Source organism: Gallaecimonas zhanjiangensis (assembly GCF_057624825.1).
Genome location: NZ_CM172603.1, coordinates 698,412 through 716,447, shown reverse-complemented (window position 1 = coordinate 716,447; position 18,036 = coordinate 698,412). Strand labels below are relative to the sequence as shown.

The following is an 18,036-nucleotide window of genomic DNA, read 5'->3' as shown; positions in this document are numbered from 1 at the left end:
GGGCCTCTACAGAGGCAGCATCACATGGCGACCAAATCGTCAGGAACGATTTGGAACATCGGCGCTTGCGACGATGGCCCGAAGGGCGAGCGCCAGGGAGGGCGCGAGTCATGCCACACCGCTAGCGGCGGTGGCCGTGATGGGCGGGTGGATCACCGCCGGGCGGTGCCCAAATGCAAAAAGCCGGGGGCGCCGAGCCCCGGCCTTTCGGTCGCCCGAGGTGGGCCCAGACTTTTGCGTTTCGTGTTAGGTGCCTGGCGGTGGCCAGCTCAGGGGCAAGCCCTTCGCGCTACAAGCCTGAGCCAGTGCCCCCGGCACTGCCTCTCGCGTTGCGACCGGCTCTTCGCCCTCCTCTCACACGGGAAGGACGCTGCCTGCGGCAGCGGCTTGTTTGCGTTCGCCATGTGCGGTTAACGAAGCAGCATCACATGGCGACAAGCGCGTCGGGAACCGGCGCTTGGACGTGCGCAGCACGGTCCCGCAGGGACGGTTGGCAGGGATGCCAACCGCCATGCCGCACCGCTAGCGGCGGTGGCCGTGATGTGAGGATGGGCGCCGTTAGGCGCTATAAACGAAAAAACCCCAGCCGTAGGGCTGGGGTTCTTCGTTTATTAGGTGCCTGGCGGTGACCTACTCTCACATGGCGAATGCCACACTACCATCGGCGCGGCTGCGTTTCACTTCTGAGTTCGGAATGGAGTCAGGTGGTTCCACAGCGCTATTGCCGCCAGGCGAATTCGTTTAAGTCCGCTCTTGCGAGCCAACTTATCAATTCGGATTAAGCTGATAACAGTGCTTTCGATTCTCTCGCCTTACTTTGGCGTCCCACAAAACCCTTTGGGTGTTGTATGGTTAAGCCGCACGGGCAATTAGTACTGGTTAGCTCAACGTATCGCTACGCTTACACACCCAGCCTATCAACGTCGTAGTCTTCAACGACCCTTTAGGAGACTCGAAGTCTCAGGGATGACTCATCTCAGGGCTCGCTTCCCGCTTAGATGCTTTCAGCGGTTATCGATTCCGAACTTAGCTACCGGGCAGTGCCACTGGCGTGACAACCCGAACACCAGAGGTTCGTTCACTCCGGTCCTCTCGTACTAGGAGCAACTCCCTTCAATCATCCAACGCCCACGGCAGATAGGGACCGAACTGTCTCACGACGTTCTGAACCCAGCTCGCGTACCACTTTAAATGGCGAACAGCCATACCCTTGGGACCGACTTCAGCCCCAGGATGTGATGAGCCGACATCGAGGTGCCAAACACCGCCGTCGATATGAACTCTTGGGCGGTATCAGCCTGTTATCCCCGGAGTACCTTTTATCCGTTGAGCGATGGCCCTTCCATTCAGAACCACCGGATCACTATGACCTACTTTCGTACCTGCTCGACGTGTCTGTCTCGCAGTTAAGCTGGCTTATGCCATTGCACTAACCTCCTGATGTCCGACCAGGATTAGCCAACCTTCGTGCTCCTCCGTTACGCTTTAGGAGGAGACCGCCCCAGTCAAACTACCCACCAGACACTGTCCTCAACCCGGATAACGGGTCTAAGTTAGAACATCAAACATACCAGGGTGGTATTTCAAGGTTGGCTCCACCCGAACTGGCGTCCGGGTTTCATAGCCTCCCACCTATCCTACACAAGTAGGCTCAATGTTCAGTGTCAAGCTGTAGTAAAGGTTCACGGGGTCTTTCCGTCTAGCCGCGGGTACACTGCATCTTCACAGCGATTTCAATTTCACTGAGTCTCGGATGGAGACAGCATGGCCATGGTTACACCATTCGTGCAGGTCGGAACTTACCCGACAAGGAATTTCGCTACCTTAGGACCGTTATAGTTACGGCCGCCGTTTACCGGGGCTTCGATCAAGAGCTTCACCTTACGGCTAACCCCATCAATTAACCTTCCGGCACCGGGCAGGTGTCACACCGTATACGTCCTCTTTCGAGTTTGCACAGTGCTGTGTTTTTGATAAACAGTCCCAGCCATCTGGTCACTGCGACTCTCGTCTGCTTACGGAGCAAGTCCTTCACAAACAAGAGCGTACCTTCTCCCGAAGTTACGGTACTATTTTGCCTAGTTCCTTCACCCGAGTTCTCTCAAGCGCCTTAGTATTCTCTACCTGACCACCAGTGTTGGTTTGGGGTACGGTTCCTATGCAACTGAAGCTTAGAGGCTTTTCCTGGAAGCGTGGCATCAACAGCTTCGTCACCGTGGTGACTCGTCTCGTGTCTCGGAATTAAGCGCCCGGATTTACCTAAGCACTCTCCCTACGCACTTTCACATGGACAACCAACGCCATGCCTGCCTAGCCTTCTCCGTCCCCCCATCGCATTGCATAGAAGTACAGAAATATTAATCTGTTTCCCATCGACTACGGCTTTCGCCCTCGCCTTAGGAGCCGACTCACCCTGCCCCGATTAACGTTGGACAGGAACCCTTGGTCTTCCGGCGTGGAGGTTTTTCACCCCCATTAACGTTACTCATGTCAGCATTCGCACTTCTGATACCTCCAGCATGCCTCCCGACACACCTTCGCAGGCTTACAGAACGCTCCTCTACCGCTCACGCTAAGCGTGAACCCGTAGCTTCGGTGCATAGCTTAGCCCCGTTACATCTTCCGCGCAGACCGACTCGACTAGTGAGCTATTACGCTTTCTTTAAAGGGTGGCTGCTTCTAAGCCAACCTCCTAGCTGTCTAAGCCTTTCCACATCGTTTCCCACTTAGCTATGACTTTGGGACCTTAGCTGACGGTCTGGGTTGTTTCCCTTTTGACAACGGACGTTAGCACCCGCTGTCTGTCTCCCGGATAGTACTCTTGGGTATTCGGAGTTTGCATGGGTTTGGTAAGTCGGGATGACCCCCTAGCCCAAACAGTGCTCTACCCCCCAAGGTATTCGTCCGAGGCGCTACCTAAATAGCTTTCGAGGAGAACCAGCTATCTCCCGGTTTGATTGGCCTTTCACCCCTAATCACAGGTCATCCCCTACTTTTGCAACAGTAGTGGGTTCGGTCCTCCAGTACCTGTTACGGCACCTTCAACCTGCCCATGACTAGATCACCGGGTTTCGGGTCTATACCTTGCGACTGGACGCCCAGTTAAGACTCGGTTTCCCTACGGCTCCCCTATTCGGTTAACCTCGCCACAAAATATAAGTCGCTGACCCATTATACAAAAGGTACGCAGTCACACCACGAAGGTGCTCCTACTGCTTGTACGTACAGGGTTTCAGGTTCTATTTCACTCCCCTCGCCGGGGTTCTTTTCGCCTTTCCCTCACGGTACTGGTTCACTATCGGTCAGTTAGGAGTATTTAGCCTTGGAGGATGGTCCCCCCATATTCAGTCAAGATACCACGTGTCCCGACCTACTCATCGTGTGCAACAACAGCTGGCATTTCATGTACGGGACTATCACCCTGTATCGCGGCACTTTCCAGAGCCTTCCACTATACCAACCGCTGATAAACACACTGGGCTCTTTCCCGTTCGCTCGCCGCTACTGAGGAAATCTCAATTGATTTCTGTTCCTCGGGGTACTTAGATGTTTCAGTTCTCCCGGTTCGCCTCTGCACCCTATGTATTCAGATACAGATACTGACTTATGTCAGTGGGTTTCCCCATTCGGAAATCATTGGCTCAAGCGGTTCTTATCACCTCACCAATGCTTATCGCAGATTAGCACGTCCTTCATCGCCTCTAACTGCCTAGGCATCCACCCTGTACGCTTAGTCACTTAACCATACAACCCCTAAGGGTTTCGCTTGTGCGAACATATCGCCCGTTAATGGCGACATCCGTATGTGACTAACACCTGGTTTTTCGCCGGACGCTCAAAGTAAAACTTGAGAATCTCGTTTAAATTGCAGTGTTATCAGCTTTCCGAATTGTTAAAGAACAGGCTTAAAAAGCCTAAGGTAAGTCGTTGACTTAACTTAGTCTTCTCTCGAGCGAACCTTATTGATGGCGTCCCCTAGGGGATTCGAACCCCTGTTACCGCCGTGAAAGGGCGGTGTCCTAGGCCTCTAGACGAAGGGGACATCAATAATGGTGGAGCTAAGCGGGATCGAACCGCTGACCTCCTGCGTGCAAAGCAGGCGCTCTCCCAGCTGAGCTATAGCCCCAAAAGTGTGGTGGGTCTGAGTGGACTTGAACCACCGACCTCACCCTTATCAGGGGTGCGCTCTAACCAGCTGAGCTACAGACCCACACTTGTATACGCTCTTACCTTTAACCCAAGTAATCTGTGTGGACACTGCAACAGCAGGTATCTCTTTAGTAAGGAGGTGATCCAGCCGCAGGTTCCCCTACGGCTACCTTGTTACGACTTCACCCCAGTCATGAACCACACCGTGGTAAACGCCCTCCCGAAGGTTAAGCTATCTACTTCTGGTGCAGCCCACTCCCATGGTGTGACGGGCGGTGTGTACAAGGCCCGGGAACGTATTCACCGTGGCATTCTGATCCACGATTACTAGCGATTCCGACTTCACGGAGTCGAGTTGCAGACTCCGATCCGGACTACGACGCGCTTTTTGGGATCCGCTTACTATCGCTAGCTTGCTTCCCTCTGTACGCGCCATTGTAGCACGTGTGTAGCCCTACTCGTAAGGGCCATGATGACTTGACGTCGTCCCCACCTTCCTCCGGTTTATCACCGGCAGTCTCCTTTGAGTTCCCGACATTACTCGCTGGCAACAAAGGATAAGGGTTGCGCTCGTTGCGGGACTTAACCCAACATTTCACAACACGAGCTGACGACAGCCATGCAGCACCTGTCTTAGCGTTCCCGAAGGCACCAAGGTATCTCTACCAAGTTCGCTAGATGTCAAGAGTAGGTAAGGTTCTTCGCGTTGCATCGAATTAAACCACATGCTCCACCGCTTGTGCGGGCCCCCGTCAATTCATTTGAGTTTTAACCTTGCGGCCGTACTCCCCAGGCGGTCAACTTAACGCGTTAGCTCCGGAGTCCACGTTTCAAGAACACAAACTCCAAGTTGACATCGTTTACGGCGTGGACTACCAGGGTATCTAATCCTGTTTGCTCCCCACGCTTTCGCACCTGAGCGTCAGTCTTTGGCCAGGGGGTTGCCTTCGCCATTGATGTTCCTTCCGATCTCTACGCATTTCACCGCTACACCGGAAATTCCACCCCCCTCTCCAAGACTCTAGCTTGCCAGTCTTAAATGCAATTCCCAGGTTAAGCCCGGGGCTTTCACATCTAACTTAACAAGCCGCCTGCGTGCGCTTTACGCCCAGTAATTCCGATTAACGCTTGCACCCTCCGTATTACCGCGGCTGCTGGCACGGAGTTAGCCGGTGCTTCTTCTGCGAGTAACGTCACAGCTGATACGTATTAAGCATCAACCTTTCCTCCTCGCTGAAAGTGCTTTACAACCCGAAGGCCTTCTTCACACACGCGGCATGGCTGGATCAGGCTTGCGCCCATTGTCCAATATTCCCCACTGCTGCCTCCCGTAGGAGTCTGGGCCGTGTCTCAGTCCCAGTGTGGCTGATCATCCTCTCAGACCAGCTAGGGATCGTCGCCTTGGTGAGCCGTTACCTCACCAACTAGCTAATCCCACGTAGGTGCATCTGATAGCAAGAGGCCCGAAGGTCCCCCTCTTTGGTCCGTAGACATCATGCGGTATTAGCCATCGTTTCCAATGGTTATCCCCCACTATCAGGCAGCTCCCTACGTATTACTCACCCGTCCGCCGCTCTCAAGGGAAGCAAGCTCCCCTCTACCGCTCGACTTGCATGTGTTAGGCCTGCCGCCAGCGTTCAATCTGAGCCATGATCAAACTCTTCAATTAAAAGCGTTTGATGCTCAATGAATTGCTGAAGTGTTGAACACTTCACTTCATCGAGTAGTTCTCAATTTTTGAGTCTACCCAACTGTGAGTGCCCACACAGATTACTTGGATTTAATTGTTAAAGAGCATCGCTTTCTCAAGCGAGGAGGCGCATTCTACATGAGCCTCACAGCCTGTCAAGCATTTTGCTTTCAAGGCCCTTCAACTTGTTTCGCGTTGCCGCTGTCCCCGTCGAAGTGCTGCGCATTCTAGCGATCTCAGCGAAGGAGTCAACGCCCAAAATCACACAAAAATACCGACTGCCGAGTAAATAAACAAAAAGGGCCATTCAAGGCCCTTTTTGTTTATTTAGCGTACGAAAAACGCCGTTACGGCTGGTCTTTTTTATCTTTGTCGCACTCGAAGTCGGCATCATCGTTGTCACCGACCACATGCTCCATCTTCAATTCTTTTACGGAACGCACGGTTATTACCGGGCCAGACAGGGCATAAAGGCTAAAAACAATGAAAAGAACCAAGGCCGGCTGCAAAGAGACGATCACCAGCACGCCCACCACAATCAAGATGGCGAGGAAGGAGCCGCCCTTCCAATCGAATTCCTTAAAGGAGGGGTAACGGAAGTTGGAGACCATCAGCAGACCACACAGCAAGGTAACGATAGCCGCCAGCCAGGACAGGCTGGACCCTTCGATATCAAAGTCGCTACCGACCCAAACCAGCCCTACGACAATGGCCGCCGCAGCTGGGCTCGCCAGCCCCTGGAAGTAACGTTTGTCGGCAATGCCGACCTGGGTGTTAAAACGCGCCAAGCGCAGCGCGGCGCCGGCGGTATAAATGAAGGCGGCAAGCCAGCCCACTTTCCCCAAGCCGGAAAGCGCCCAGTTATAGGACACCAAGGCAGGTGCGATACCGAAGGACACCATATCTGCCATGGAGTCATATTCGGCACCAAAGGCACTCTGGGTATTGGTCATGCGGGCAATACGGCCATCAAAGCTGTCGAAGATCATCGCCACAAAAACGGCAACGGCAGCGGCGGTAAAGTGCCCCTGCATCGAAGCAATCACAGCATAAAAGCCAGAGAACAGGCCGGCGGTAGTAAAGAGATTGGGCAGCAGATAGATACCTTTACTGCGCTGAAGATCACTCATTATCGAAATCTCGCTTGGCTTTGCCTGAACAGGTTAGACTGGTAAAGATATCACAGCCGCTTGGCGGCCCCCAAGACGGCAGGAGAGGCAAGGATATGTACAAATACAGCTTGTTGTTACCCCTTATGTTTGCATTGAACGCAGCAGCGGCAACCGGCGACAAAGATCCCAACTTGGTTTACCGCTGGGTAGATAACAAGGGCAATGTACATTTCTCCCAACTTCCCCCTCCAGGCCAAAAAGCCGAAGCCGTACAGATAGAGGCGCCAGAGCCCAGCTCAACACCGGTGCCGGTCAAGGCCGCCGCCCAAACCGATCAGCCAAGTGCCCATGACGATCAATTGGCCCAGTTGCAGCAGCAACTGAAAAGCGCCTGTAAGCAAGCCAAGGAAAACCTGGCCACCCTTACTACTTTTGATCGGGTACGTCAGGTTGATGCCAACGGCGAATACAAGATGCTGAGCGACGAAGAAAAGGCCGCGCAGATAGCGCAATACCAAAAGCAGATAAAAGAAGCCTGTAAGGAATAACAAAGAAGCCGGCAATTGCCGGCTTCTTTCTTTACTGGGTAATCACCAGTTCCCCTTCGCTGACATCCACCTTGATCGGTTTACCCGGCAGCAAGGCGCCACGAAGGATTTGGTTGGCCAGGGCATTCTCTAGGCGATTCTGGATAGCCCGTTTGAGCGGCCTGGCACCAAAGACCGGGTCAAAACCGGCTTCGGCCAACAGATCCATCGCCCCTTCGGTCAAAGACAACTGGTAGTCCCGCTCGGCCAGACGCTTTTTAAGGCCCGCCAGCTGAATATCCGCGATTTGGCGAATAATGCTGTTGCTGAGCGGATGGAACACCACGGTTTCATCAATCCGGTTGATAAATTCCGGCCTGAAGTGCTGTCCTACCACATCCATGACCATGGCCTTCATCACGTCGTAGTCTTCGTTGGCATGCTCTTGGATACGATCCGACCCCAGGTTGGAGGTCATGATCACCACCGTATTGCGAAAATCGACGGTACGACCCTGGCTGTCGGTGAGGCGACCGTCGTCCAGCACCTGCAAGAGGATGTTGAACACATCCGGATGCGCCTTCTCCACTTCGTCGAGCAATATCACCGAGTAAGGCCGGCGACGCACCGCTTCGGTGAGATAGCCCCCTTCCTCATACCCCACATACCCCGGAGGTGCGCCCACCAGGCGCGATACGGCGTGTTTTTCCATAAACTCGGACATGTCGAGGCGCACCATGGCGTCGTCGGTGTCAAAGAGGAAGCTTGCCAGCGCTTTACAAAGCTCGGTCTTACCCACCCCGGTCGGGCCCAGGAATAAGAAAGAACCGATGGGCCGGTTGGGGTCGGAAAGGCCGGCGCGGCTACGGCGAATGGCGTTGGCCACGGCGCTAACGGCTTCTTCCTGGCCCACCACCCTTTTGTGCAGGTTGTCTTCCATCTGCAGTAGCTTGTCACGCTCGCCTTCAAGCATCTTGGCCACCGGAATGCCGGTTGAGCGAGACACCACTTCGGCTATCTCGGCATCGCTGACCTTATGCTTGAGTAGCTTCATCTCTTGCATTTCGGCGGCGCTGGCCAAATCCAGCTGTTTCTCAAGCTCGGGGATACGGCCGTACTGAAGCTCGGACATCCGCTCGTAGTTGGCGGCGCGGCGGGCGATCTCCAACTCCTGGCGCGCATCTTCAAGCTGCGCCTTGATTTGTTGGGTACCGGACAGCGCCGCTTTCTCCGCCGTCCAGACTTCGTCCAGCTCTTCAAAGCGGGTGTCGAGTTCGGCCAGTTCTTCTTCCAGCAACCCTAGGCGCTTTTTCGACGCGTCATCGGTTTCTTTGGTCAGTGCCTGACGCTCTAACTTCAGCTGGATCATCCGCCGTTCGAGGCGGTCCATCTCCTCCGGTTTGGAGTCGATTTGCATGCGGATGCTGGACGCCGCTTCGTCGATAAGGTCGATGGCCTTGTCGGGCAGTTGGCGGTCGGTAATGTACCGGTGCGACAAGGTGGCTGCCGCAACAATAGCCGGGTCAGTTATCTCGACGCTGTGGTGAATTTCGTAGCGCTCTTTAAGGCCACGCAAAATCGCGATGGTGTCCTCGACGCTGGGTTCTTCCACCAGCACTTTTTGGAAGCGGCGCTCAAGAGCGGCGTCCTTCTCAATGTATTGGCGATATTCGTCGAGGGTGGTGGCGCCCACACAATGCAGCTCGCCACGGGCCAAGGCCGGTTTGAGCATGTTGCCGGCATCCATGGCGCCATCGGCCTTACCGGCGCCAACCATGGTATGCAGCTCATCAATAAAGAGGATGATTTGCCCTTCTTCCTTGGCCAGCTCGTTGAGCAGCGCTTTTAAACGCTCTTCGAATTCGCCGCGGTATTTGGCGCCGGCCAGCAGCGCCCCAAGGTCTAGGGACAACACCCTTTTGTTTTTAAGGCCTTCCGGCACTTCACCGTTGACGATGCGCTGGGCCAGGCCTTCTACGATGGCGGTTTTACCCACACCGGGCTCGCCGATCAGCACCGGGTTGTTCTTGGTGCGGCGCTGCAGCACCTGGATGGTGCGGCGAATTTCTTCGTCACGGCCGATGACGGGGTCAAGCTTGCCCTGCTCTGCCCGCTCGGTGAGGTCAACGGTGTAGCGCTCCAGCGCCTGGCGGGTGTCTTCGGCGTTGGGATCGTCCACCTTCTGGCCGCCACGCAGCAGCTCGATAGACTGCTCCACCTTGGGTTTGGTGAGGTTGTGTTTACGCAGCAGCTCACCCAGCTCGCCTTGGTCTTCAAGGGCCGCCAGGATAAAAAGCTCGGAAGAGATGAACTTGTCTTTGCGCTTTTGGGCCAGCTTGTCACAAAGGTTCAGCAGATTGGCCAGGGCGCGGGAGACTTGCACATCGCCGCCTGTACCCTCGACTTGCGGGAATTTCTCCAGCACTTGGCCAAGCTCGGAACGGAAGCGATTGAAATCCACCTTGTTCTGGCTGAACAAAGGTTTGACCACGCTGCTGTCTTGATTAAGCAGCGCCATCATCAAATGGGCAGGTTCGATAAACTGGTTGTCGCGACCCAGTGCCAGGGATTGGGCATCGGACAGGGCCAGTTGGAATTTACTGGTAAAACGTTCGGGATGCATCTGGGCCTCCTAGTGAATCAGATGCCTTTTATGTGGGAGCTTAACCCCGAACTTTCAAGTCAGCTTTTGCGACAGATCACAAAAGCCATTCGCCCGGTGACCGCTTCGCGGCGGTAGGAAAAGTAATGTTCGGCGTCGTCAAAGGTGCAGGCAGGCTCACGAGCCATCTCGACTAGGCCCAAACGTTGCAGCCGGTTGGCGGCCAGTTGCTGCAGGTCGGCCAGGTATTTGTCGCCCCGCCCCGCCTTGAAGGCAGCGCCGTCGTCAGGGTGTTGCCGGATAAAAGCCTCGCGTACCTCAGGGCCCACTTCAAAAGCCCCGGCACCGATACAAGGCCCAAGCCAGGCCAAAAGCGTTGTTGGAGCCGCGGCGAGTTTTTCAACGGTGGCTTCCAATACGCCGCCAGCGAGCCCCCGCCAACCGGCGTGGGCGGCGCCAATCACGCTGCCATCGCGGCTAGCAAAGAGTACCGGCAGGCAATCGGCGGTCATGATGGCAAGCGGCAAACCCAGCTCTTGGGTTACGGCGGCATCGGCGCAACCGAGTACCGGATAGGCGTCTTGCTGCACTGCCGTGCCGTGGACTTGGTTTAGCCACAGCGGTTGGCGCTCAAAACCGCAGGCTCGCTGCAATATGTAGCGGTTGTAAGCAACACGGGAGGGAACATCCCCTACATGGCTGCCGAGGTTAAAGCCGCCATAAGGCCCTTGGCTGACCCCTTCCAGGCGGTCTGTAAAAAAGGCTTCCACCCCATCAGGGAAGAAGCCTTTGATGGCATTAATTGCCATGGCTTGCCAAGTCGTCGCGGAGCAGGTCGTAAAGGCCCAGCATGTCTTGTGGCACCGGAGCCTCCCAGCTCATGTCCTCGCCAGTTATCGGGTGCTCGAGCATCAGGCGGGCGGCATGCAGCGCTTGGCGAGGGAAGAGACGCAGCTTGTCCTGGGTGTCAGGGTCGGTCCCTTTCAGCAACCGGCTGCGGCCGCCATAGAGCGGGTCTCCCACCAGCGGATGGCCAATATGGGCCATATGCACCCTTATTTGGTGGGTACGGCCGGACTCCAGGCGCAACCGCAAACGGGTATGCAAACGAAACTTCTCGGCGACCCGGTAATGGGTCACTGCCGGTTTGCCGTCTCGCACTACCGCCATATGGGTACGCTTGGTGGGGTGGCGGCCAATGGGGGCGTCCACGCTGCCGCCAGCTGTCATCAAACCGATGGCCAGGGCCTCGTACTCACGGGTGATGTCGCGAGCCTGGAGCTTTTCCACCAGATGGGTTTGGGCAGCCAGGGTTTTCGCCACCACCATCAGACCGGTAGTGTCTTTATCCAGGCGGTGCACAATACCGGCCCGAGGCACCACACCAATCTCAGGGCTGTGATGCAACAAGGCGTTGAGCAACGTACCGTCGGCATTGCCGGCACCGGGGTGCACAACCAGGCCGGCCGGTTTATTGATCACCAAAATGTGTTCGTCTTCAAAGACGATATTCAGGTCGATAGCTTCGGCCTGGAAACGCTCATCAGCTTCAACTTCTGCATTAACATCAATCACTTCCAAGCCAAGCAACTTGTGCCGGGGCTTGTCTATCACCTGACTGTCAACACGGACATTGCCAGCAAGGATCCATTCTTTTAGCCTTGACCGGGAATGATCAGGGAACAAATCGGCCAAAACCTGATCCAAGCGATGACCAAGGTGCTCGGGCCGGGCCTGAGCACTTAATTCAATAACTTCACGCATAGATGACTCATTGTCGCCCCTGTGACATGACAGGGTACTGGGTTAGAATGCGCCAAAAGAGATATAGTTTACTCCCCTTTGGCACACATCACAGTGCCTTTGAGACAAGGTATGGGAAATAACCACGAATGATGATGACAAAAGGACGCTGCCTCACCCTGCTGTTAACCCTGGGGCTAGCCCTGAGTGGTTGCGCCAGCCACAAAGACGAAGATGAAAAGGCTAAGCAGAGCTCGCCGCAGCAAAGCTTTGAAGGTGCCGAGTCAGCGCTGGCATTGGGCAACTACAGCAAAGCCATCCAATTGCTTGAGGGTCTGGACTCCCGTTACCCCTTTGGCCCCTACTCCCACCAGGTGCAGCTTGACCTGATGTATGGCTACTACAAGCAGGGCGACTTCGCCTCGGCCATTTCGGTTATTGACCGCTTTACCAAGCTCAATCCGCAACATGCCGATCTGGATTATGCCTACTACATGCGTGGCCTCAACCACATGGCCATGGACCACAACTTCTTCCAAGAACTGCTGTGGGTAGACCGGACCGATAAGGACCCTTCCAGCTCGCGCCAGGCTTTTGAAGATTTTTCCAACCTGCTCAAGCGTTTCCCAAACTCCAAGTACGCGGCCGATGCCAAACAGCGCATGGTGTTCTTGAAAAACCGCCTAGCCAACTACGAGCTGGCTGTCGCCCGTTACTATGTGAAACGCAAAGCCTGGGTAGCTGCCGCCAACCGCGCGCAAAGCGTGGTTGATGACTACAAAGGCACCGAGGCTCAGGAACGTGCTTTGGAACTGCTGGTCAATTGCTATGACGAGCTGGGTATCAACGAGCTTAAGCAAAACGCCTTGGCGGTGCTCAAAGCCAACTACCCGAATAACTCGCTGGTAAGATGAAAAAAGCGGCCTGATGGCCGCTTTTTTTATATCGCTTCTTCGTTCTCTTCACCGGTTCGGATCCGGATAACCCGCACCACATCGGTCACGAAGATCTTACCGTCACCGATCTTGCCGGTCTGCGCCGTCTGCATGATGGCATCGATACAGCGCTCTAGCTCATCGTCTTGCACAATAAGCTCCACTTTCACTTTCGGCAGAAAGTCCACCATGTACTCGGCGCCACGATAAAGCTCGGTATGCCCTTTCTGGCGGCCAAAACCCTTTACTTCACAAACCGTCATGCCATTGACGCCCACTTCCGCCAGCGCCTCGCGAACGTCGTCCAGTTTGAAAGGCTTGATAATGGCTTCAATTTTTTTCATCGATACACCCGATACCTAAATCGCTTTTGCTCAGCATAACGGCTCAGCAGAGGTCGCAACAACATCAGTTGCACTTGTTATTGGCAACCACCTGCGCCGAGCACATGGTAACGGTTCCACCGGCCACAATGCCATTGGCATCGGCCTGGGTAGCGATGTTTACCGACACGCTGGTCGGCTTGAAGGTAAAGCCGGTGTAGCTGAAGTTAAGCTGGCCCACCCAACTACTACTAAAACCGGTGCAGCTGTATGCAGGCTTGGCGTTGTTACCGCCGGCGCTCACCACCGAACATTGAATGTCCGGATCCGCCGCGCCGGTAGCGCTGTTGACCGCCACAATGGTGGCAGCCTCGGGAATACTGTTGTCGCAATCGGTCGTGGCGTTACCGGAGCTTTTCATCACCCGGCACACCAAGCTGCCTTTGACAGCACTGGAAGCGCCGGTTAACGACACTACCAGGCTGTCTTCAAGGTATTGGGTGGCGTCGGATTCATCGGTTGGCAGGGAGCCGGTAATACCGGTGTTGCCCTTTCTGGCCCGCACCGCAACGCTACCACTGGAGCTGTTGGCAACGGTTAATGCGCCGCGGCTATAAGTACCGTAGTAGTCGGAGCTGGGGTCGGAATCCACCGACTGAATGCTTTCATTGGTGACCGACAATCCGCTCCCAGAGGGTATCTTCCAATCCGCCAGCAATGTCAGGTTCACGTCGTAAAATGGCACCAGGGATGGCCAGTCGCTGTCACTGCCGTTGATGATTGAGCTCAGGTAAGCAATGTCCTGGGCGTCCAGGTAATCCACATAAATCCCCCGGGCCATCAGTTGGGTCACCCCTGAGCCACTGATAAGCAGCCCGTCGGGCGAAACCGTGTCTCGCAGGCTATTTCTGTCAGCGGTGCTGCTGCCGGTAATGAAATCCTTAACCTTGGCCAGCACATAGGTCTGGTAAGCCGTTTGATTGGCAGCGCTTTCCAACCAATCTTTACGCATCATCACCAAGTCAATCAGCCGCCAGTCCTGGGTAACACGGTAGTAACCATCGACCCGTAGCAAACGGCAAGCTTCCAGGTAGTTACCACTGGTTGCCAAGGCAAAATTGGAGCCGCTGAAGGTGGACGCGTTAAAGGTGTTGTAACTGGTGCTGTTAAAACGGTAGTGGGAATGGGGGCTGGTCCGGTCCGGGTCAAACCCCGGGTAGCCGCCGCTGGCAGCATCGAAGTGGTTGGCGCAGCACACGGTGCAATAGCTGGATGCGTTGTTGGTAGAGGGTGTGCCGGAGCTTTTGCTCAGCAGCGTACCGTCTTCCACTATCACCTGATGTTCGTTAACAGTGCCATCGTCATTAAGATCAGGCTTGGAGCGAAACGGCGTGTAGACCTGGGCCGTACTGGCCAGTAAGGAACACTCACAGTTGATGGTGGCAAAGTCTTCCCGTATCAGCGTGGTACTGTTGGGTTTGTAGGTCACGGTATCGAATTTGACCAGGGTGCTGTTGCCCTGTTTGATAACCTCCGGCAAGGGTTTGCTGGTTTCTCGCTTGTTTCCCTGGCCGGCGGTATTAAGGTTCAAGGCGATAACATCAGGCGCTTGCCCAGGGGTGTAAGCAACCTGAGGGCCGGCTGAGCTGGGGGTTGGGTCCAGCGATTGTTTTTTCTCCGCTGTGGAGCTGGCTGAAAGGGATGAATTAAGGGCTACCGACTCCGTGCCATCGACATTACTCCAACTGACATTGATGGCCACCAGTTTTTGGTCGGAGGACACAGCGCCATTGGGCATTACCGTGGACCAACTGTTGGTGCTTTTGTCGTAATAAAGGTCGGTAATACCCCAGGTGCGGCTGTAGTTTTGGCCGCCAACAGCCACGGTGTCATTGCCGCTGACAATATCCACATAGTTAGCGGTACCGGAGACTACATCGTCAAAACGCCTAAAGTCCTCCAGCTTTGACTTGGCCAGCTCCATGGCCACACTGCGGTTCATGTTTTCACTGCTACTGCGCAAGAAGGTCTTTTGCAGCACCACTAGGCCAGTGACACCGATACCAATGACCGCAATGGCCACCATCACTTCTATCAGCCCAAAACCTCGATTACGCCCGTTCATTGCCAATCTCTCCAACTGCCGGGCAGGCGCCAAACCCGTTGGAAGGCGCTACCGGTTTTCACATTGCCCAATGCCAGTTCGTCAAAGCGGACCCCAAAGGTGCCTGAGGAAATATCCACATCGTGGTTGGCAAGCAGGGCACCGTTCATTTCAGCGGTACCGTTAGCCTTGAGGCTGGTACTGACGCTGGGGTCGGTATGGAAGCTGAAAATTACCCCGTAGTAGTTTTTGTTGGCGTTTAGCGTCAGGTCGCCGTCCACCACCAGTATCAATGCCGGGTTGGTTTGCGAGCCAATGTTGGCTTTAAGATCGCAATCGCCCTCCACCACGATAAGCCCGGTTTCGCTGCCGGTTAGGCTGCTGCAACTGGTCAGGAGGTAAGAAGCATCGCTTTTCACATCCTGCCAATTGGCGCTGCTGTAACCGAACACGTAGGCAAACAAATCGCTGGGGAAACTGGGGTCGTTATCGACGATATCGATACCGGGATTATTCTTGGAGGAATAGATGGCCGAGGTGCAATCCCCGCCATTCCACTCCTGCTGGCCACAGGTTTTAACGCTGCCGCTTAAATCCACCGGTTCTTTCATCCAAATGGACACCGGCACGCCACGGCCGCTGCCATTTGGGTTGGCAGCCACGCTAAAAGAGCCGCCAACTGTCATGTTGCCCCCTACTGTCAGCGGTGACGTTGGCCCTACGGTGACGATGGGGGTAACGACCACCGTCTCAAGATGGGTCTCGGTGGTGGAATTGTCCTGGGAGCTGCCGCTGGCCGTGAGGCGGGCGATGGGGTAAATCACGCTTTCCCCCGAAGTGCTGGTGAACGCGACCGAATCTTCCACCGAAGTTACCGAGAAGGTCGTCTGCGCGCCCGAGACGTTGGCGTTGGTCATGGTAAAACCAAGGGCCCCAACCGTTGCGTCTTTACGAAGCCTGGCAAGGGCGTATTCCAGGCCGCTCTCGGCCGCTTCAAAAGCCTGCTCGTGGCGAATTTCATTTAGCAGAATGCGGTTCTCGGTCACCTTGTTGCGGGCCGTAAACACCGCAACCCCAACCGCCATCACCATGATGATGAGGGTGATGGTCAAGGTCACAAAGCCGCGGGAATTAGATGTCGTCATTGCGCAGCCTCACTTCCTGGCTGATGGTCATCTTCAGCTCCGGGGTCCTGCCGTTGTAGCCACTGATGGAGACCAGCACCGAGCGGATACCGGTACCGGTGGCGCCGGACTGATAAGTGAAAGTGAGCGCGTTCACCGTAAGGTCGTCAGGCAGGGCCATGGCCTCTTTGGTATTGACGGCACTGCACCCCGGCGCACCGTTCCAACTGGTGACAAAGTGCACCATCTGATTGTCAAAGAGATAGCCACGGACTTCGTCTTTATTGACGTCCAAGGCGCCGTTGTCATTGCTGTCCATCCGTGCCACCACGCAACTGCTGGTGATGTCCCGGCTGGCTTTAAAGGCGAAGGGGCAATTGGTTTCGTAGTCGCTAGTGCAGGCCGCTTTCCCAAAGGCATCGGTGGCATCGGCGGTATAGCCGGCACGGCGCAGATCGGAGGTGATCATGTTGGCGACGATGTTGAGATCGCTGCGCAGCACCGTCATCCGCGCCGAGATGGAACTGGCCCCCACAGTGGCAGAAAACAAAGTGGTTGCTGCCAAGATAACCACCAGCCCCATGGACATGGCGACCATCAGCTCGACCAGCGTCATACCGGTTTGCCGCATTCTTGAAGTCAGGGGCATGAGGAGCAGCTCCCGATGTTGTCGACGATGGCAATCTTGCCGAAGGAAGAGATGGTAATGCAGCGGCCCTGGCTGGCGTCGTCATCCTCGACGACGCAAATGTTGCCCGCTTCCGCGCCGCGATTACGGGCGTTGAGCACAAAAAGGTTATCCGAAGGGCTGGCGTAGACTGTTACGCCTTTGAGATCTTGCGGCAGTACAGCCCGTGCCGTGCTGCCATCCAATGTGCATTGGCCAGAGCTGACCGCATTGCCGAGAAAAAAGGCGCAGTCACAATCATCGCCATCGGTGATGCTGACACTGGTTACCCCGGCACACCAAGGGGCATCGGCGGAGGTGGAATGTGCCGACAGGAAAAAGCGCAGATCTTTATTAAGCCGGATCGCCTCACTTTTACCCAGCAGCAATTGTGTTCTCAAGGTTTCGGCCGCCTGCGCCAGTTGCCGCTGTTTAATAACGGACTTAAAGGAAGGCACGGCAATACTGGCCAGGATCCCTAGCAACACAATGGTGATAAGCAATTCAAGCAAGGTAAATCCCGGTTGTCTGTCAGCGTGTTTCACCGCTCGTCTCCCGGTTGTGACCTATAGTTTTTTCCAAGAGTATAGACGAGCCTTTAAGGGACAACTGATGAAGAGAATGCTGGGTGTGACATTGTTGGAATTGATGATCGTCATCGCGATTCTGGCCATCTTGGCAGGTATCGCCTACCCCAGTTATCAGCGTTATGTTCTTGAAGCCAATCGCACCGATATCGAAGGCGAGTTACTCAAATTGCAGTTGTCTCAGGAAAGCTATCGGGTGAAAAACAACGCCTTTGCTACCCTGGCGCAATTAGGCGGCCTGACCAGCAAGCACTACACCGTTACCGTATCCAATGTGGGGGTTTCCACATATACCTTGCAGGCGGTGGCCACGGGCAGCCAGCAGGCAGATACCAATTGCACCACCCTGACCGTCGACCAAAGCGACAATCGCCTGCCCGCCAGCTGTTGGAAAAACTAGGCGCGCGAGGGCTACCTTTTGTTAACATGGAGCTGCCAATACAGATAATCAGAGGCACTTCATGAGGGAAAGA

General features: G+C 55.2%; 12 protein-coding genes, 3 tRNA genes and 3 rRNA genes. 3 read left to right on the top strand and 15 right to left on the bottom strand.

The window, feature by feature from the left end; translation table 11 throughout:
* Nucleotides 1-617: 617 nt before the first annotated feature.
* The 7 genes from rrf to pssA all read right to left on the bottom strand — a co-directional run bounded on the left by rrf (nt 618) and on the right by pssA (nt 6,969).
* A 5S ribosomal RNA gene (rrf, locus tag AC22G1_RS03365) occupies nt 618-732 on the bottom strand.
* Nucleotides 733-848: 116 nt separating this feature from the next.
* Nucleotides 849-3,744 (bottom strand): 23S ribosomal RNA (locus AC22G1_RS03360).
* Between the two features lie 222 nt (nt 3,745-3,966).
* Nucleotides 3,967-4,042, bottom strand: a tRNA-Glu gene (locus AC22G1_RS03355).
* A gap of 8 nt (nt 4,043-4,050) precedes the next feature.
* Nucleotides 4,051-4,126 (bottom strand) — tRNA-Ala (locus AC22G1_RS03350).
* A gap of 7 nt (nt 4,127-4,133) precedes the next feature.
* Nucleotides 4,134-4,210, bottom strand: a tRNA-Ile gene (locus tag AC22G1_RS03345).
* Nucleotides 4,211-4,281: 71 nt separating this feature from the next.
* Nucleotides 4,282-5,818 (bottom strand): 16S ribosomal RNA (locus AC22G1_RS03340).
* The 16S, 23S and 5S rRNA genes sit together here with 3 tRNA genes alongside, the layout of an rRNA operon.
* 368 nt (nt 5,819-6,186) lie before the next feature.
* A complete protein-coding gene (gene pssA, locus AC22G1_RS03335) occupies nt 6,187-6,969 on the bottom strand; it encodes a CDP-diacylglycerol--serine O-phosphatidyltransferase (RefSeq protein ID WP_050659808.1) in 783 nt (260 codons plus the stop codon).
* Between the two features lie 125 nt (nt 6,970-7,094).
* On the opposite strand from pssA, the gene AC22G1_RS03330 reads away from it, so the two are divergent.
* Nucleotides 7,095-7,499, top strand: a complete 405-nt coding sequence (locus tag AC22G1_RS03330; protein WP_487315512.1) for a DUF4124 domain-containing protein — start codon at nt 7,095-7,097, stop codon at nt 7,497-7,499.
* 31 nt (nt 7,500-7,530) lie between these two features.
* Here the strand turns inward: AC22G1_RS03330 and clpB are convergent, their stop codons facing one another.
* From clpB to rluD, 3 genes are read right to left on the bottom strand one after another with little or no spacing between them, the layout of a single operon-like run.
* Nucleotides 7,531-10,101 (bottom strand): ATP-dependent chaperone ClpB, encoded by a 2,571-nt coding sequence (gene clpB / locus AC22G1_RS03325; RefSeq protein WP_487315511.1) that lies wholly within the window; start codon nt 10,099-10,101, stop codon nt 7,531-7,533.
* Between the two features lie 59 nt (nt 10,102-10,160).
* On the bottom strand, nt 10,161-10,889 hold the full coding sequence (gene pgeF / locus AC22G1_RS03320; protein WP_487315510.1) for a peptidoglycan editing factor PgeF: 729 nt from the start codon (nt 10,887-10,889) through the stop codon (nt 10,161-10,163).
* Nucleotides 10,879-11,844, bottom strand: coding sequence for a 23S rRNA pseudouridine(1911/1915/1917) synthase RluD (rluD, locus tag AC22G1_RS03315; protein WP_050659812.1), 966 nt, complete (start codon nt 11,842-11,844; stop codon nt 10,879-10,881). The genes pgeF and rluD overlap by 11 nt, the downstream gene beginning before the upstream one ends.
* Before the next feature lie 128 nt (nt 11,845-11,972).
* Between rluD and bamD the strand changes: the two genes are divergently transcribed.
* Nucleotides 11,973-12,737: an outer membrane protein assembly factor BamD gene (gene bamD, locus AC22G1_RS03310; RefSeq protein ID WP_487315509.1), complete on the top strand. Its 765-nt coding sequence runs from the start codon at nt 11,973-11,975 to the stop codon at nt 12,735-12,737.
* A gap of 26 nt (nt 12,738-12,763) precedes the next feature.
* On the opposite strand, the gene glnB is transcribed toward bamD, so the two are convergent.
* The 5 genes from glnB to AC22G1_RS03285 all read right to left on the bottom strand — a co-directional run bounded on the left by glnB (nt 12,764) and on the right by AC22G1_RS03285 (nt 17,521).
* Nucleotides 12,764-13,102, bottom strand: coding sequence for a nitrogen regulatory protein P-II (gene glnB, locus AC22G1_RS03305; protein WP_050659813.1), 339 nt, complete (start codon nt 13,100-13,102; stop codon nt 12,764-12,766).
* Between the two features lie 64 nt (nt 13,103-13,166).
* Nucleotides 13,167-15,206 carry a prepilin-type N-terminal cleavage/methylation domain-containing protein gene (locus tag AC22G1_RS03300; protein WP_487315508.1) on the bottom strand — a complete coding sequence of 680 codons (2,040 nt, stop codon included), beginning with the start codon at nt 15,204-15,206 and terminating at the stop codon, nt 13,167-13,169.
* Entirely contained in the window at nt 15,203-16,330 is a 1,128-nt protein-coding gene (locus AC22G1_RS03295) for a pilus assembly PilX family protein (RefSeq protein WP_487315507.1), read from the bottom strand. The genes AC22G1_RS03300 and AC22G1_RS03295 overlap by 4 nt, the downstream gene beginning before the upstream one ends.
* Nucleotides 16,317-16,958, bottom strand: coding sequence for a prepilin-type N-terminal cleavage/methylation domain-containing protein (locus tag AC22G1_RS03290; protein ID WP_487315506.1), 642 nt, complete (start codon nt 16,956-16,958; stop codon nt 16,317-16,319). The genes AC22G1_RS03295 and AC22G1_RS03290 overlap by 14 nt, the downstream gene beginning before the upstream one ends.
* Nucleotides 16,949-17,521 carry a GspH/FimT family pseudopilin gene (locus AC22G1_RS03285; RefSeq protein WP_487315505.1) on the bottom strand — a complete coding sequence of 191 codons (573 nt, stop codon included), beginning with the start codon at nt 17,519-17,521 and terminating at the stop codon, nt 16,949-16,951. The genes AC22G1_RS03290 and AC22G1_RS03285 overlap by 10 nt, the downstream gene beginning before the upstream one ends.
* A 67-nt stretch (nt 17,522-17,588) precedes the next feature.
* Here AC22G1_RS03285 and AC22G1_RS03280 point away from each other — a divergent pair, with 67 nt between their 5' ends.
* A complete protein-coding gene (locus AC22G1_RS03280; RefSeq protein WP_050659818.1) occupies nt 17,589-17,963 on the top strand; it encodes a type IV pilin protein in 375 nt (124 codons plus the stop codon).
* Nucleotides 17,964-18,036 lie beyond the last annotated feature (73 nt).